The following is a 15,993-nucleotide window of genomic DNA, read 5'->3' on the forward strand; positions in this document are numbered from 1 at the left end:
AAACAGCACAAGCAGCACCACTACACCCAGACCCGCTAACCCACCTATCACAAGATTTTCTGTCGCGATTTCTTTCATGATTCGCCCATTATAGCCCAGCCACTCTCACGATGGTACGGCCTCCATCCGCGTGATCGTCACCCAAAATACACCGGCTGCGATCAATTGGATCCCGGCGATGATGGCAAAGGCCATGGGATAACTGAGATTCGCGATCAGCAGGCCAGCCAGCAGCGGGCCGCAAGCATGGCCGATGTCCATGATCGTCCCCTGCATGCCCATGCCGGCGCCAAGCCGCTTGAATTCCGAACTGTCCGCGACGAGGGCTGAGGAAGACGAAGAGACGACTGCCTCACCGAAACCAAATCCAGCGGACAGCACGAGCAAAATTGGGAACATCGAAACCTGTGGAATACAGACGAAGGTTGCAGCGCAAATACAGAGCCCAAGAATGATCAGTGGCTGACGCCCAACTCGATCGGAGACTCGACCCATAATTGGCTTCGAGAAGAAGGAGGTACCGGCTTGCACGCTAAAAAGGAGACCAACTTCTCCCGGGTTCAAACCTGCCGCAACGCCATAGAGCGGTAGGAATGCCATTAAGGCGCCGTTCGCGATCATCTTGGCGGCATCCGTCACACTGGTAATCAGTACCTTGCGATTTTTCGCAACGGCGGAAAACCCCTTCCACATTTCAGACAACACAACAGCCATCCCCTGTTCCTTCCGTTGCGGCACCGCAACGTCAAGATGCAAGCTATAGAACAACAGCATGCCGATACAGCCGAAAATGCCTGATGTGATGAATACTGCCGAAAACCCTGCCGCATGGATCAGGTAGCCACCGAGAAAGGGACCTAAGAGCGAACCGGACTGTGTACAGGCGGTATAGGTCCCGAGTGCCGCACCACGCCGTTCACGATAGAGTTCTGCTACTGTGGCCAGAGCACTTGGCGCGAAAATGGCCGTCGCAAGGCCGTGCAGAAACCGAAGCGCCGTCAATGCATCCAGATCCGTAACGAAAAGATAGAGAAACGGTGGCAAGCCAAAGGCCACCACACCAATCTTGAGCAACAGACGCCGTCCATAGATATCGGACAGGGCGCCGGACGGCAGCTTCAGCAGCACACCCGTGAGAGTGGACACCGACACGATCAGACCGATCCGCTCAGGACTCGCGCCGAGCGATTCAGCAAACAAGGAGAGTGCCGGCATCCGCACCATGTTGTAGCTGATGAAGGACAACATACCGACCGTGCAGATCAGTATGAAACTGCGTGAGGTCGTCATGGGATGGTGTTGGCAGGCGAGATCGCCTGGGTGGAGCCGAGTGAAGGACCAAGCACGGTTCTCAAAAACACCAGATGCTGCTCAGGCAACGGCGGAGGCTGTTCCGCTTCACGCAACACACGGGAGGGCTGTTGCCGCATGTCTACGCCTAACCGATGAACAGTCTCAACTCCCTTCTGAAGTTTGCTCGTCACCATACCGCGAATCAACGGATGCAGAAAAGACACCAGTCCTGACAAGAAGCGATTGTCCAATCTGGTGTAGACCACCATGGTACTGTCCATGTCTTCGTTCCCCTGCTGATCTCGTACCACCCCCATCCGGAGAAATACGACGGCTTTCCCTGTGATATGCGGAAGCAACCGACCGTCATGAGAACCGTCCAGCAAGTAAATCCGAGACTCTGCATCCTCATAGACCAGCTGCACGAACCCCTTCGTTCCTTCACCGTCATCACCCCAAAATCGTCGTTCCCCCCAAGCCTGAGAATGATACGAACCGAGGCCCAGACGACGAATCAATGAGGCGGTAAACGGTGGCTCACCGAGCAGGTACCGATAGAGTGGCTCTGACATGGCTACCCGGATGGGACCGATCCGGGTAACGGTCGTATGCGATTTAATAATCGTGTGCAGTTTACATGTCCAGTCCGAAGGAATCCGCTCGACCGGAAACGTCAGGTCTCCATGAACGGGGGAGAGGCTGCAACTCTCTGCCCGTGCCCTACCGGCGAAGAGCACGAGAAAGACTCCCAGCAGAATAGCCCAGCGGCATGCACCCTGTTCGCGAGTGAAGTCCCTCATCACGCTCATGGATCCGGTGTTGGGACGGAAATGGAGAGATGGATAGGGAAAAGCCGCCGTGGATCCTGCCTGAGTCTGGCTTGGCGCAGCAAGATTTCCAGCGATGGCGTGACGGTCCCTGTAAAAGATACCTGACCGTTCGTGATCACGGTCAGCGGCTTCGCCGGATCAATGAGCGACTCATTCAAAAACAGACTGTACCGTCGAACATGGTGCGTCCGTACCTCGACCCGATTCCCTTCTTGAACGGAAGCATCCAGCTTCGCATAGACTCGATGCTTGATTCGCTCGTCACGCTTATCCACCAAATCATCTGAAAACGCCACGATCGGATCAGTCGAATCCAGGCGCACCCAGTTGAACGGTTGGAAATGACTCCCATCTCGTACGACGGTAAGCCTTGTGGGCAACGGCTCACGGCGATGACTATTGAACCAGGCCACAAGGTCCGGCAACTCTTCCTTGGGGAAATAGTGCCCCCCTGCCATGGGATGCTCTCGTTCATGCTCGCGATACACATAGGGATAGCCAAGCGTGTCAAGCTCTCGGGCTATCGAACGACTCAAGTCCACCGGCATCACCTGATCTTTGACTCCGTGAATCATATAGATGGGTGTCTGGCGAAGATTCCCCAGAAACGGCATGAGCACATTGTCCAGTCCGCTCGCCATCGGTGCGATCCCGGCAAAGAGGGGCGCATGATGCATCCCGATGAGCCACGCTCCGATCCCACCGTTCGACATGCCGGTCAGGAAAATCCGGTCGGGGTCGACATGATAGCGTGTGCGAAGATCCCGAATCGTTGCTAAGACTAATTCTTCCGCACGTCTGGTAAACCAGGCACCAGACGGATAGGTCGGACAGGCCAAGAGATAGTCTTCGCCCAACCTGGCCCGCCACCGCTCCAAATATTCTTCGCCGGTAAAACCGAATCCATGCAGGCAGACTACAAGGGCATAGGTTTTCGACGCGTGATACGTCTGTGGGATGAGCAGAGCCAGAGGATAGGTCTGCCCACGAATCACGATCTGTTCACGTGGACGATCCCCGACCGGCTGGCGCTGGTAGGTTCGACCGGTCCTTATCAACTGAGAGACGATGTCGATGGACGCGCTCTCGTCAGAGAGGACATCCCGCAGCAGCCGTTCAGCTGCATCACCATCAACAGCGCCGAGATATTGCATGACACGGGACCCGAGGTCCGGAACAACCGGTCCTGCCTCTTCCGCACCCGTGGGAACAGACGGGCCAACAAGAAACACCAATAGGATGAGGCTTCGGATAAAGACAATCACAGATCCCCTTCTACCACCAAATCATTCCCCACGAGACGTGTCGTCACATGATACAGCTGGATCGCTCCCTTCAACCCCGTTGGACTCACCCCCCCGATCACTCCTTTGGCATTCTGGCCACCGAGTAGCAGCGGTGCCATGTAGAGGCGTACATGATCGACCAACTTGGCCCTCAGCATCGCGGCATTCACTTCGCCTCCTCCCTCTACGAGGAGAGACGTAATCCCACGTCGACCAAGCTCCTTGAGCAGCGCGGGCAGTGAGACCTGATCGTGAACCGCCGGCACGATCAGCACCTCGATGCCTTTTTTTTGCAGGGCCAACCGTCGAGATACTGGGGCGGCAGCAGTAGTGGCAATCAGGGTTCTCGCCTTGTCCTGTAAGGCCAGGACCTGTGCCTTCAAGGGAGTTCGCAGTCTGCTATCGACGACGATGCGAAGCGGTTGTCGTGATGTCAGTTTTTCCAACCCTGCTCCGGTCCTCACCGTCAATGCAGGATTATCCATCAAGACCGTCCCTACCCCCACGAGTACCGCATCCACGCTCTCGCGGAGCAGGTGAACCTCCCTCCTGGACAATTCTCCGGTAATCCACCGAGATTCACCGGAGGCTGTCGCCAGTTGTCCATCGAGCGTCATACCGGCCTTGAGCGTCACATAAGGATGGCCGGTCTTCATCCAATAGCAATAGGCCTTATTCAGTTCTTCAGCCTGGGAACGTGCCAGGCCAACCGTAACCGAAAGTCCGGCCCTTCGAAGGGCGGCGGTTCCCTTCCCCTGTACTGATGGATTGGGATCCTGCATCGCCATCACAACACGGCTCACGCCGGAGCGCAGGATGTCAGGCACGCAAGGTGGAGTTCGTTTCTTGAGATGGCAGCAGGGCTCAAGCGTCACATAGAGTGTGGCGCCTCGTGCCTGCGTTCCGGCTCGTTGCAAGGCGAGTATTTCTGCGTGAGGCGTTCCGGGTCGGAGATGAAAACCCCGGCCGACGATCCGGCCCTGTTTAACGACGACGGCACCGACCATCGGATTCGGGCTCGTCGTGCCCTGGCCCTTCGCCGCCAGGCGAAGGGCCAGGGTCATATAGTGGAGATCTCGTGTACGGTCGGTCACCGTTTCTTGCGGCTACCTGCAGATGCCTTGGGCGCCGGCTTGCCCCGCTTTGACGACGACGTTAATACTCTGGTGGACTTCACGGCCTTGGCACGCGCACCCGTAGTTTTCTTGGATGTGGCCGGCTTGGCGGATGCTTGGGTAATCGCAGCCTGTGCTGCTGCTAACCGGGCAATCGCCACGCGAAATGGAGAACAGCTGACATAGTCCAATCCCAATTGATGGCAGAACTCAACGGAACTCGGATCACCGCCATGTTCACCACAAATCCCCAGCTTAATGTTTTCTCGAGTCTTCCGACCGCCCGCAATCGCTTGCGTCATCAGGGACCCGACGCCTTCACGGTCGAGCACGGCGAAGGGATCCGAGTCCATGATCTTTTCGGTTTTATAGAAATCGATGAACTTGGCGGCATCATCGCGCGAGAAACCGAACGTCGTCTGCGTCAGATCGTTCGTGCCAAACGAGAAGAACTCGGCTTCTTGCGCAATCCGGTCGGCTGTCACCGCCGCACGAGGCAACTCGATCATGGTCCCGACCAGATAATTCAATTTCACCCCGTAGCGTTTCATCGTTTCCTGGGCTACTTCTTTCACAAGATCTTTCTGCGACTTCATTTCGGAGATCATGCCGACGAGCGGGATCATAATTTCTGGGACGATCTTCTTCCCTTCCTTCGCCAATTCACAGGCAGCCTCCATAATCGCTCGAGCCTGCATGCGTGTGATTTCTGGCATCGTGATTCCAAGCCGACAGCCTCGAAGGCCGAGCATCGGATTAAACTCATGGAGCTCTTCGACACGGGCCAGTAAACGTCGTTTCTCCTCAAGTTTCGACCCGTCCTTCGCCGTCAATTCCAGTTGCGCGATCTCCACCATCAGTTCTTCTCGTTTCGGCAAGAACTCATGGAGCGGTGGGTCCAGCAGCCGGATCGTGACAGGAAAACCTTCCATTTCCCGATAGAGACCGATAAAATCCTGCTTCTGCAGCGGCAGCAGCTGATCAAGGAATTTCTCACGTTCTTCCTTCGTCCGTGCCAGGATCATCTTCTGCATGATCGAGATACGATCTTCGGCAAAAAACATATGTTCGGTCCGGCACAATCCGATCCCCTCGGCCCCGAACCCGCGCGCAATCTTCGCCTGATCCGGCACATCGGCATTCGCCCGGACGCGCAACCGACGTTCGGCATCGGCCCAGGAGAGCAACATGGCGAACAGCTGATACTTTTCGGACTTCTTGGCATCCAGCTTTCCTTGCACCACTTGAATGATTTCCGACTCCACTACCGGCACATCGCCGTCGTAGACATTCCCGGTTGAGCCATTGACGGAAATGTACTCTCCCTCGTGAAACACTTTCGAACCGATCCGCACCGACTGAGCATCGATCACCTGGACCGCTTCGCACCCGGCCACGCAGACCTTCCCCATCTGTCGCGCCACCACAGCAGCGTGCGAGGTCATTCCGCCACGCGCCGTCAAGAACCCGGTGGCCGCGTTCATGCCGTGAATATCGTCTGGACTGGTTTCGTCACGAACCAAGACCACGCGCTGACCGGCCGCTTTCATTTCCACCGCACGATCCGGCGTCAGGGCAATCTTCCCCGCCGCGGCACCGGGACCAGCCGGCAACCCTTTGCCCAACGGAGTCGAGCCGGCCTCGACCTTTGAATCGAAAATCGGATAGAGATATTGCGCCAATTGATCAGGGCCCACACGCTGCACGGCTTCTCGCTTCGTGATCAATCCTTCTTTCACCATCTCGACCGCGATCCGAACGGCTGAGATGCCGGTACGCTTGCCGACGCGCGTTTGAAGCATGTAGAGCTTACCCTCCTGGATGGTAAATTCCAGGTCGAGCATATCTCGGTAATGTTTTTCGAGCTTCTTATAGGTGTGTTCGAGTTCCTTGTAGGCGGCCGGGACATTCGTGGCTAACGCAGTGACGGGCAGCGGCGTTCGGATGCCGGCGACAACGTCTTCGCCCTGGGCATTCATCAGACATTCGCCGAAGAACGTATGTTCACCGGTATTCGGATCGCGAGTAAAGGCCACACCGGTTCCGCTCGTGTCTCCCATGTTGCCGAACACCATCGCGACGACATTGACCGCAGTCCCCCAATGATCGGGGATCCCGTTCAACCGCCGATAGGTAATGGCCCGTGCGCCGTTCCACGATGAGAACACCGCGTTGATCGCCATTTTCAATTGCTCATTTGGATCGTCCGGGAACTCCTTCCCGGTTTCCTCCTTGACCAAAGACTTGAATCGTCCGACGAGGTCCCGCAACGCCCGTGCGTCCAATTGCGTCTCATGCGTGACGCCCATTTCCTCTTTCTTATGGTTGAGAATCGCTTCGAAATGTTCGCGAGGAACCCCCATGACGATGCTGCCGAACATCGTGACGAAACGACGATAACTGTCCTGGGCGAACCGCTCGTTTTTCGTCTTCGCCGCCAGCCCTTCGACCGTCTTTAAGGTGAGCCCCACGTTGAGCACCGTATCCATCATACCGGGCATTGACGCACGCGCACCGGATCGAACCGACACCAGCAACGGCTTCTCAGGATCCCCGAACTTCATGCCCATGGACCGCTCAACACGCTTCAGCGCAGCCAGCGCCGCATCCCACATCCCCGTCGGATATTTCTTTCCCTGCTTGTAGTATTCGATGCAAGCTTCCGTCGTAATCGTAAACCCCGGCGGGACGGAGATCCGAAGGTTCGTCATCTCGGCCAATCCCGCACCTTTTCCACCGAGCAACTCCTTCATATTGGAGGTGCCTTCGGCTTTCCCGTCTCCGAAATAGTAGACGTATTTTTTTGCCACGTGACTTCTCCTTCTGACAGGATGCTGACAAGTCCGCCAGTCGCGTTCTTGTATCTCTCAGCGGTCTTGCTGCACGGCCTGCTCGGGCATCCTGAAGTTATCTGGCGTTAACACCGCAGGAGAACCTCGGTCTTTGTCTTGAGACGCACCAGGTTCACCACAGCCTTCTACCTACTCTGAGCGGATCAACGAGCGGGCGACGCGCGATGACCGTCAGTTGATTCCAGACGCAGACGATAACGATTCACCAAGAACCACTTCGCCCGGACGCCTCCTATGATAATGACGGCGACAAACAACAACAGCAACAACAATCGATAGTCGGCCTGCACCCCGTGATCGACATAGTACCGGCCGTCAGGCCCCTTTTTAAGTTTCGTATCGGGTTGAAGGGAGTGAGGTGTGCCGCTCGGGTCAGACAGATTCAGCCATTCCGAACAGAGCCTGACCGGTTCGCTCGCCCCAGGCAATGATTGCCACGACAGCCGAAGGCACACGTCGTGTTTGGCATCGAACAGATCGGGGGTTTTGACCAGATCATCCAAGTTGATGCCGCTCATTCTGAACCCGGCGAAAAGAACAGCGTTGCAGCCGACAATCAAAGCCAGAGAAACCACCAAAGAAAATCGCCGGATCTTCACCGCCCGACGGCACTCATCCGTCACCGGCTGATCCATCACAACTCCGGGGAATACGACCCTCAGTACAGATCGTCCGTGGTTCGTCCGATTCGACCTACCTACCGCCCTTGTACCACAATCTGGGAAAAGTCTGCGAATGACATAAACAGATCATCGACTTCCTTGAGTAAGGATAACCGATTGCTACGAACCGCCTGATCATCGGCATTGACCATCACACCGGCAAAAAAATCGTCGACGACCGGCTTGAGGCGGACCAGCGCATCGAGTGCCCGATCGTACGCACCGGCTTGAATGGAAGCCTCGATCTGTTGATGCTCGCCCATCGCTGCCTGATGGAGTGCTGACTCCGCCGGATGTTGAAACCGTGCGGCATCCACCGGCTCTCTAGTCCATTGCTCTTTCTCGACAAGCCGATGCGCCCGCTTGAAACCGACGATCAAGGGATCAAAATCCGGTTTCGTCGTGACGGCTTCGAGCGCCCTCATCTTCTGGACAAGATCGACGAGATCGATCATCGGACCGTGGGCTGGTTTCAACACCGACTCAATCACATCGTCGCGTAACCCATGCACGAGTCGAACATAGTGTCGAACCCGTTCGAAGAGGAAGTCCATGATTCGTCGCTGTCCTACCTGCGGTAGGTCTCCCCCCCCTTTGAAGCCGTCACCGGCAACCAGGCTTGTTGCTCGATCAATGAGGTCGGCAAGATTCAACCGTAATGTTCGTTCCAGTATGATGCGCACAATCGCCGTGGCATGCCGCCGAAGCGCAAACGGATCTTCCGACCCTGTCGGAACCACGCCCACATGAAAAAATGCCGCGATGGAATCCAGTCGGTCTGCGAGCGAGAGCACCTGCCCCGCCTCGGTTTCCGGTAACTCCCCTTCAAGGGCCTTAGGAAGATACTGTTCCCGAATCGCCTGCGCGACTGCCGTTGATTCCCCGTCATGTCGGGCATATTCGCCTCCCATGATACCTTGAAGCTCTGGAAACTCCCCCACAATGCCGGTCAGGAGATCGGCTTTGGATAAGGAGGCCGCCCGCTCTGCAATCTGTCGTAGCTCAGCTTGACTGGACGGGACCTGTTCGGCAACAAACCCTGCTAGCTTCCTGACTCGTTCCTGTTTCTGGGCCATCGTGCCGAGCTTCTGATGGAATGTGACTCCACCCAACTTCTCTGCCCGCTCTTCGAGACGGACCTTTCGATCTTCGTCAAAAAAGAACTTGGCATCGGCCAATCGTGCAGCCAGCACCCGCTCGTTCCCCTCACGAATCAGGGACATATCCTTGGCCCCGTTGTTCGCGACGGTGATGAAATGGGGCGCCAGCTTCCTGGTGTGCTTGTGTCGTAACGAAAAAAAACCCTGATGCTCTTTCATGGAGGTGATGAGGATCTCCTCCGGCACATCCAAATAGGCATCCTTGAACGACCCCATGATGGCGGTCGGTTGCTCAGTCGAGTACACCGCTTGGTCGAGCAAGGCTTCGTCTTGATTCAGCTGCAATCCGGCCTTGTGGCAAATAGTGGCGATCTGTTCCTCAATCACCTGGCGACGGCGCCGAGTATCGGCAATGACCCCCTGACGCTCCAAGGTGCTGCGATAGGAAGCGGCATCGCGAACCGACACCCACTTGCCTCCACCCAATATCCGATGCCCCTTTGTCTGATTCGATGCGGTCACCCCGGCTGCCTTGATCGGCAAGACCGCCCCCCCGTAGACCGCAACCACCCACCGCACGGGACGGGCAAACCGCACACCGGTCTCATTCCACTTCATCGCTTTGGGAAACGAGAGGCCTGATACGAGTTGCGGAAGCAGATCGACCAGCACCGCAGCCGTTGAGCGACCTGCTTCATGTTTCACCGCAAACAAGTATTCCCCCTTGGCCGTTTGTCTCACTTGTAATTCTTGGACCGCGACACCCTGGCCGGCGGCAAACCCAACAGCCGCCTTGGTCGGTTGACCGGTTTGGTCGAAGGCAACGGCTTTCGATGGCCCCATCGCTTCCTTCGTCATGGACGTCTGCCTCGCAGCCAAGCCATTCACCACAATCGTCAGGCGACGTGGCGTACCCATGGTATGGATCGACTGAAGGGTCAGTCGTTGATCGGAAAACAGACGTTCAGCGGATTCCTTGAGTGATCCCAGCGCAGGAGCGATAACCTGATACGGCAGTTCTTCGACGCCGATTTCCAGCAGCAGCTCAGCGACAGAAGGCGCGTTAGTCCTCTTCCCTTTCTTTGCGCTGGGGTCTCGTAATCCCGTGGTTTTTCGTGTCGTCATAACGAAATTAGATTCGTCCTGTTCCAGGCTTCGAGCGAGACCTGCCAGACTTGACGGTTTTCTCTTCACGGTTCAACAGCGGATGCCCCATCGCAGATCGTTCCTCGATATAGCGCTCGGCGCACTGCCTGGCCAGCGCCCGCACTCTGGCGATGTAACCGGTTCGTTCTGCTACACTGATGGCACCGCGCGCGTCCAAGAGGTTGAAGGCATGGGATGACTTGATGCAGTAGTCGTAGGCGGGCAACGTCAACCGCTGGTCGGTCTGTGCCAACAGCCGCTTGCACTCCGCTTCATACGATTGAAAGAGCTGCATCAGCATCGGCACATTGCCTTGTTCAAAGTTGTATCGCGATCCCTGCACCTCGGTCTCATGGTGAATATCGCCATACCTGATCGAGTCCGTCCAGGCCAGATCGAACACATTGTTCACTTGCTGCAAGTACATGGCGATCCGCTCGGTCCCATACGTAATTTCTCCCGTGATGGGGCTCAGCTCGATCCCTCCGATCTCTTGAAAGTAGGTGAATTGGGTGATTTCCATCCCGTCCAACCGTACTTCCCACCCCAAACCCCACGCGCCTAAGGTCGGCGACTCCCAATCATCCTGCATGAAACGGATATCATGGTGCTTCGGATTAATTCCCAGCCGGGCCAGACTTTCCAGATACAGCTCTTGGATATTGTCGGGAGCCGGTTTCAGGACGACCTGATACTGATAATAGTGCTGCATGCGATTGGGATTTTCCCCATATCGGCCGTCCGTTGGACGACGACAAGGCTGTGCGTAGGCAGCACGCCACGGTTCCGGACCCAATGAGCGAAGAAAGGTGGCAGGATGAAACGTCCCAGCCCCCATCTCCATATCGTACGGTTGGTGAATGACACAACCTTGATCGGCCCAGAAACGATGGAGGGTCAGGATCAGTTCTTGGAACGTCACTCAGTCTACAGCCTGGCCAGGGGAGATGATCTGATACTTGCCTGTGAGATAGAACGTCAAGCTAGCAAGAACGCTTTTACCCTGTCAAGGAACAAGCCGTTTCCGATTGAAGATCCGGCATCCGACCCGACGTGAGCCCATGACGAGAAAGACTCAGCAGCGTTTCCTCGAGAATTTGGAGATTGACGTGAGTAAGAGGTTTCTCCTATTGTAGAAGATGTTGACTAACTTACTCTTATTTCACCGACATGAAGCTTTCTAAGAAAAGCGAATATGGTCTTCGAGCACTGCTCGAGCTCGCGTTGGCTCATGGAAAGGCCACTCTCCAACGACAGGAGATCGCGGCCCGCCAACATATTCCCGTCGAATTCCTGGAGCAGATCCTTCTCATGCTCAAACGTGCCGGACTGGTTTCAAGCCGACGGGGAATGAAAGGCGGATACGCGCTCATCAAGCAGCCTAAAGAGATCACCTTGGGCCAAGTCATTCGGATCCTCGATGGCCCACTCGCCCCGATCAGTTGTGTCAGCAAAACCGCCTATCAGAAATGCAATGACTGTCCCTACGCGAATAAACCTTGCTGCCCCGTGCAGCAGGCCATGGGCACCGTCCGTGATGCCATCGCTGGGATACTCGATCACTATTCACTGGCCGACTTTGCCGCAGGCGACGGGAGAGGGTAATCGCTCATGGATACGGTCGTCCTGGTCCTGATTACGTTTGTCGCAGCCACGGTCAATGGCGCACTGGGCTATGGCTTCTCCTCTATTACGGTGCCGATTGCCCTGCTGTTTTATACCAATCGGATCCTCAACCCGGCCCTTGTCTTAGTTGAACTGGTCATCAATGCCTATGTGTTGTTCGTGAACCGAAAGAGTATTCCGAGCGTCTTCTGGCGCGTCGCTCCAATTTTGGGTGGCCTCGCAGTGGGAGTCGGTGTCGGTAGCTACCTCCTCTTTTTAGTACAACCGGCTTGGATCAAGTTCGTTACCTATATGTTCCTGTTGCCCTTGATTCTTCTGCAGGCTGCAGGTATTCGGAAACCCATCCGTGCGGAAAAAGCCATCGCCGTTCCATTCGGACTTGGACTGGGTACCCTGTATTCCGTCACGACAATTTCGGGCCCACCTTTGGCGCTTCTCTTCAACAACCAGGGATATCCCAAACAAGACTTCCGTGCGGCACTGGGAATCATTCGCTTAGCGGAATCGTCGCTGACGGCAATCGCCTATGTATTTATCGGCTTCTATAGCGCAGGCAGCATGGAAATTATTCCGTACATTATTCCGAGCATAATGCTTGGGATTCCACTTGGGACATATGTGATACGGCTGATGGATCCCGAGACCTTCAGACGAATCTGCATGGCATTCGATGGGCTGATCGTGGGATTCGGCCTCTCCCGCGTCTTGGGAGAATTAGATCTTGCCTCACCGGTGACCACATACGGCATCTTGTCCATCGTGATCTTGATCAATGGCTACCTCCTCCTTCGCTTCTTTCGAGATCGCGGTGATCCCACTTCCCCTCCGTCATAGTTATGGCAGCTGATCGCCGCTCACAGATTCATCGAGAGATCGGCCCACGTCACTTCATTGACCTCTATCAAGCGATTTGCTAATTTCAGGTCGTTTTGAGTTTCCAAGAAAGCGTAACACTCAGCGTACGCGGTTTGGCTGCTATCTCTAGCCGAAAGGATTTCGTTATGGCCGGTTCAGTGGCTTCGTCCGAACTCCTCACCGCCTTACACAACAAGGCAACCCAGCTCCGCATCAACAGTGTTCGGGCCACCAGCGAGGCCGGCAGCGGGCATCCTTCGAGCTGTGCCTCAGCAGCGGATCTCGTCGCAGCCTTGTTTTTTTCTGTCATGCGATACGACCCACACAATCCAAAGGCACCAAACAGTGACCGATTCATCCTATCCAAAGGCCATGCCGCTCCACTGCTGTACGCAGCCTGGGCAGAAGCCGGGCTCTTTCCCACCAGTGATCTTTTAAAATTGCGCACCTTAACGTCTGATCTCGAAGGACACCCGACTCCCCGATTGCCATTTGTCGACATGGCTACCGGTTCACTGGGCCAAGGGCTCGCTGTCGGTGTCGGCATTGCATTGAATGCAAAATTTGTCGATATACTCGACCACCGCACGTACGTCCTCATGGGAGATGGAGAGTCCGTCGAGGGATCGGTTTGGGAAGCCGCTGAAATCGGCCGCCAATACAACTTGGATAATTTGTGTGCCATTGTCGACATCAATCGTTTGGGGCAAAGCGACCCCACCATGTTGCAGCACGACATGGAGAGCTATCGCTCCCGCTGGGCCGGATTTGGCTGGCATGCCATCGTGGTCGACGGCCACGATCTTTCAGCTATTCTCAAGGCCTTTACCGAGGCCGCTCAGACGAAAGGCCGTCCGACGGTACTCTTAGCCAAAACCTACAAAGGCAAAGGCATTTCCTTCATCGAGAATAAAGCAGAATGGCATGGAAAACCGCTGAAGAAAGGTGAGGAAACTCAGAAGGCGATCGACGAGCTCACGAAACAATTACACCCAAACGACGCCGTCATTCAGATCCCAAAACCGTCCGCACCCGCTGTCGCCTCAGCTGTCATCGGCACGATGCCGGCGCCTCCTTACAAAATCGGTGACTCCGTCGCAACACGCGAAGCCTTTGGGGCCGCACTGGAAGCCTTAGGGTCCATCAATTCCTCGGTGGTTGCACTCGATGCGGACGTTAAAAACTCAACCTATACCGATAAATTCGGCAAAAAGTACCCAGGGCGGTTCTTCGAGAATTTCATCGCGGAACAAAACATGGTCGGTGCCGCCGCCGGTCTGGCTGCCTGCGGCAAGATCCCCTTTGCGGCAACCTTTGCCTGTTTCTTGAGTCGCGCCTATGATTTCATTCGTATGGCGGCCGTCAGTGGCTCGAATATTAAACTCGTCGGCACGCACGTTGGCGTCAGCATCGGTGAAGACGGCCCATCTCAAATGGGGTTGGAAGACATCGCGATGATGGCGGCGCAACCGAACGTGACGGTTCTCTACCCTTCTGACGGCAACTCAGCCTATCGACTAATCGAAGCCGCTGCACACCATAAAGGTATGGTCTATGTCCGTGCCGGACGCCCGAAGAATTCAGTCATTTATGGACCAGAAGAGCAATTTCAGATCGGTGGCAGCAAGCTCCTCCGACAGAGCGCCTCGGATGTCCTAACCATCGTGGCTGCTGGTGTGACGCTGTTCGAAGCCTTGAAGGCCTATGACCAACTGAAGGCAGCCGGCATAGCCGTTCGCGTGATTGATCTCTATAGCATCGCCCCGATCGATCGAGCAACTTTGCTGGAGAGCGGACAAGCGACCCAGCGTCGGATCCTTACGGTGGAGGATCACTATTCCCATGGAGGCTTGGGCGACGCTGTCCTCAATGCCGTGAGCACCGAAGGGATGTCCGTGCATAAACTCGCCGTTCGCGACATTCCGCACAGTGGAAAACCCGATGAGCTCATCGACCATTACGGGATCGGCGTACGGTCCATCGTGGAAGCGGCAAAAGCCATCGTCAAATAATACGTTATGGCTTCCGAGCATATACCCGATTCTCCTCATTTCATCGGCGTGAAGCATCATGGTTTCTCCGATTGTTCGGCAGCACGTGATACGTACGACGCGCGGTTCCTCGCGATTGGGCGACACCCAATTATTCGACCACAGAGCGGCTCCCAGCCATATGACGTTTTCACAATTTCCAGAAAAAACTGTGGTATAGTTTATGCCGAATGAATCAATACCTTGAATACATCGATTGAGGTCAACACAGAAGACAGTCAGATCACCTTACAACTCAAGAGGAGGTACGAATGTCGAGAAAGAATGTAAGTGTCTCAATGTTGGTCTTGGGGTGCGCCCTGTTTCTTTCAGGAGGGTTAGCCTCAGCTGAAGATTTGCCCCCATTGGCCCCGGTTCCACCCGAGTATGCTGATAAGAAGATGCCTGCAGGTGGGTGGACCGATCCAAAAGCTATCGCAGAAGGTGGGAAGATCTATAACGGCGAATTCAAGACCGACGTTAACTGTAGCAGCTGCCATGGGAAAGATGGCAAACCGGCGAAAAAAGGCGCACGAGACCTTCGTGATCCGAACATTGTCTGCCGTTATTCAGACGCATACTGGTTCTGGCGCGTTTCAGAAGGAATCCCAAAGACCAAGATGAAGGGCAACAAAGGGCTTCTGTCTGAAGAGCAAATCTGGCAGGTGATGGCCTACGAGAACCAATTCTCGCACGATGGGAAACCGGCTGACCGATCCTGCTACAAGCCCTGAGAAGAACACTCTGAGGTTAAATAGGTTCTTGTTAGCCTCGTGCTCGCAAAGGGGGGAAAGGGTTCAACGCCCTTTCCCCCCTTTGCTATTGAAAGGCATAGTGCAACTTTGTCAGACCGGATTAGGAGCAACAAACACCAGCACCTTGAGCCGCTCGCTTGTATGGTTTTTCACACCATGCTCCAGCCCGGCTGGAGCCATCGTGCCCTCCCCTACCACAAGGACTCGCTGTTCCGTACCAACCTGAAACATTCCCTGCCCTTCCAGAACAATATAGATCTTGTCCTGATGGCCATGGACATGGCCCTTTTGTTCCTGGCCAGGCTCGAAGCAATAGATATCGCAGAACAACCGTTCTGTTTGGAATAGGTTGTTCTTCTTCATTTTATCGCTGGCAAACTGTTGACAGTCTGCTAGGGTGATCACCTTCATCATACGCACTCCATTGACGTCACGCGGACAGA

At 55.4% G+C, this 15,993-nt stretch carries 13 protein-coding genes; 4 read left to right on the forward strand and 9 right to left on the reverse strand.

Annotated elements, in window-relative coordinates; all coding sequences use genetic code 11:
* Positions 1-105: 105 nt before the first annotated feature.
* From COMA1_RS18400 to COMA1_RS18435, 8 genes are all read right to left on the reverse strand, one after another.
* Positions 106-1,290 carry an MFS transporter gene (locus tag COMA1_RS18400; protein ID WP_090750996.1) on the reverse strand — a complete coding sequence of 395 codons (1,185 nt, stop codon included), beginning with the start codon at positions 1,288-1,290 and terminating at the stop codon, positions 106-108.
* On the reverse strand, positions 1,287-2,093 hold the full coding sequence (locus COMA1_RS18405; protein WP_090750997.1) for a hypothetical protein: 807 nt from the start codon (positions 2,091-2,093) through the stop codon (positions 1,287-1,289). The genes COMA1_RS18400 and COMA1_RS18405 overlap by 4 nt, the downstream gene beginning before the upstream one ends.
* Positions 2,094-2,098: 5 nt before the next feature.
* Positions 2,099-3,388 (reverse strand): carboxylesterase family protein, encoded by a 1,290-nt coding sequence (locus tag COMA1_RS18410; protein WP_090750998.1) that lies wholly within the window; start codon positions 3,386-3,388, stop codon positions 2,099-2,101.
* Positions 3,385-4,503: a bifunctional diaminohydroxyphosphoribosylaminopyrimidine deaminase/5-amino-6-(5-phosphoribosylamino)uracil reductase RibD gene (gene ribD, locus COMA1_RS18415; protein ID WP_245631153.1), complete on the reverse strand. Its 1,119-nt coding sequence runs from the start codon at positions 4,501-4,503 to the stop codon at positions 3,385-3,387. The genes COMA1_RS18410 and ribD overlap by 4 nt, the downstream gene beginning before the upstream one ends.
* Positions 4,500-7,334 carry a pyruvate, phosphate dikinase gene (gene ppdK, locus COMA1_RS18420; RefSeq protein ID WP_090751000.1) on the reverse strand — a complete coding sequence of 945 codons (2,835 nt, stop codon included), beginning with the start codon at positions 7,332-7,334 and terminating at the stop codon, positions 4,500-4,502. Before ppdK ends, ribD begins: the two co-directional genes overlap by 4 nt.
* A 185-nt stretch (positions 7,335-7,519) precedes the next feature.
* Entirely contained in the window at positions 7,520-8,011 is a 492-nt protein-coding gene (locus COMA1_RS18425) for a hypothetical protein (protein WP_090751001.1), read from the reverse strand.
* A gap of 62 nt (positions 8,012-8,073) precedes the next feature.
* Complete coding sequence (gene glyS, locus COMA1_RS18430) at positions 8,074-10,263, reverse strand: glycine--tRNA ligase subunit beta (protein ID WP_090751002.1); 2,190 nt, start codon at positions 10,261-10,263, stop codon at positions 8,074-8,076.
* A gap of 7 nt (positions 10,264-10,270) precedes the next feature.
* Positions 10,271-11,206, reverse strand: a complete 936-nt coding sequence (locus COMA1_RS18435) for a glycine--tRNA ligase subunit alpha (protein WP_090751003.1) — start codon at positions 11,204-11,206, stop codon at positions 10,271-10,273.
* A gap of 248 nt (positions 11,207-11,454) precedes the next feature.
* Here COMA1_RS18435 and COMA1_RS18440 point away from each other — a divergent pair, with 248 nt between their 5' ends.
* From COMA1_RS18440 to COMA1_RS18455, 4 genes are all read left to right on the forward strand, one after another.
* Complete coding sequence (locus tag COMA1_RS18440) at positions 11,455-11,889, forward strand: RrF2 family transcriptional regulator (RefSeq protein ID WP_090751004.1); 435 nt, start codon at positions 11,455-11,457, stop codon at positions 11,887-11,889.
* 6 nt (positions 11,890-11,895) lie between these two features.
* The gene (locus COMA1_RS18445; protein WP_090751005.1) at positions 11,896-12,744 is read left to right on the forward strand and encodes a sulfite exporter TauE/SafE family protein; all 849 of its coding nucleotides are present in this window, start codon (positions 11,896-11,898) and stop codon (positions 12,742-12,744) included.
* Between the two features lie 167 nt (positions 12,745-12,911).
* Positions 12,912-14,777 (forward strand): transketolase, encoded by a 1,866-nt coding sequence (locus COMA1_RS18450; protein ID WP_176698171.1) that lies wholly within the window; start codon positions 12,912-12,914, stop codon positions 14,775-14,777.
* 290 nt (positions 14,778-15,067) lie between these two features.
* On the forward strand, positions 15,068-15,529 hold the full coding sequence (locus COMA1_RS18455) for a c-type cytochrome (RefSeq protein WP_090751006.1): 462 nt from the start codon (positions 15,068-15,070) through the stop codon (positions 15,527-15,529).
* A gap of 111 nt (positions 15,530-15,640) precedes the next feature.
* On the opposite strand, the gene COMA1_RS18460 is transcribed toward COMA1_RS18455, so the two are convergent.
* Positions 15,641-15,964 carry a cupin domain-containing protein gene (locus tag COMA1_RS18460; RefSeq protein ID WP_245631154.1) on the reverse strand — a complete coding sequence of 108 codons (324 nt, stop codon included), beginning with the start codon at positions 15,962-15,964 and terminating at the stop codon, positions 15,641-15,643.
* Positions 15,965-15,993 lie beyond the last annotated feature (29 nt).

The sequence above is a fragment of the Candidatus Nitrospira nitrosa genome, from assembly GCF_001458735.1.
Lineage (GTDB): Bacteria > Nitrospirota > Nitrospiria > Nitrospirales > Nitrospiraceae > Nitrospira_D > Nitrospira_D nitrosa.

Bases quoted from the DNA above. Each gene is read 5' to 3' on its own strand.
- COMA1_RS18400 (WP_090750996.1), bottom strand. From the start codon at position 1,290: ATGACGACCTCACGCAGTTTCATACTGATCTGCACGGTCGGTATGTTG.
- COMA1_RS18405 (WP_090750997.1), bottom strand. From the start codon at position 2,093: ATGAGGGACTTCACTCGCGAACAGGGTGCATGCCGCTGGGCTATTCTG.
- COMA1_RS18425 (WP_090751001.1), bottom strand. From the start codon at position 8,011: ATGGATCAGCCGGTGACGGATGAGTGCCGTCGGGCGGTGAAGATCCGG.
- glyS (WP_090751002.1), bottom strand. From the start codon at position 10,263: ATGACGACACGAAAAACCACGGGATTACGAGACCCCAGCGCAAAGAAA.
- COMA1_RS18440 (WP_090751004.1), top strand. From the start codon at position 11,455: ATGAAGCTTTCTAAGAAAAGCGAATATGGTCTTCGAGCACTGCTCGAG.
- COMA1_RS18445 (WP_090751005.1), top strand. From the start codon at position 11,896: ATGGATACGGTCGTCCTGGTCCTGATTACGTTTGTCGCAGCCACGGTC.
- COMA1_RS18450 (WP_176698171.1), top strand. From the start codon at position 12,912: ATGGCCGGTTCAGTGGCTTCGTCCGAACTCCTCACCGCCTTACACAAC.
- COMA1_RS18455 (WP_090751006.1), top strand. From the start codon at position 15,068: ATGTCGAGAAAGAATGTAAGTGTCTCAATGTTGGTCTTGGGGTGCGCC.
- COMA1_RS18460 (WP_245631154.1), bottom strand. From the start codon at position 15,964: ATGATGAAGGTGATCACCCTAGCAGACTGTCAACAGTTTGCCAGCGAT.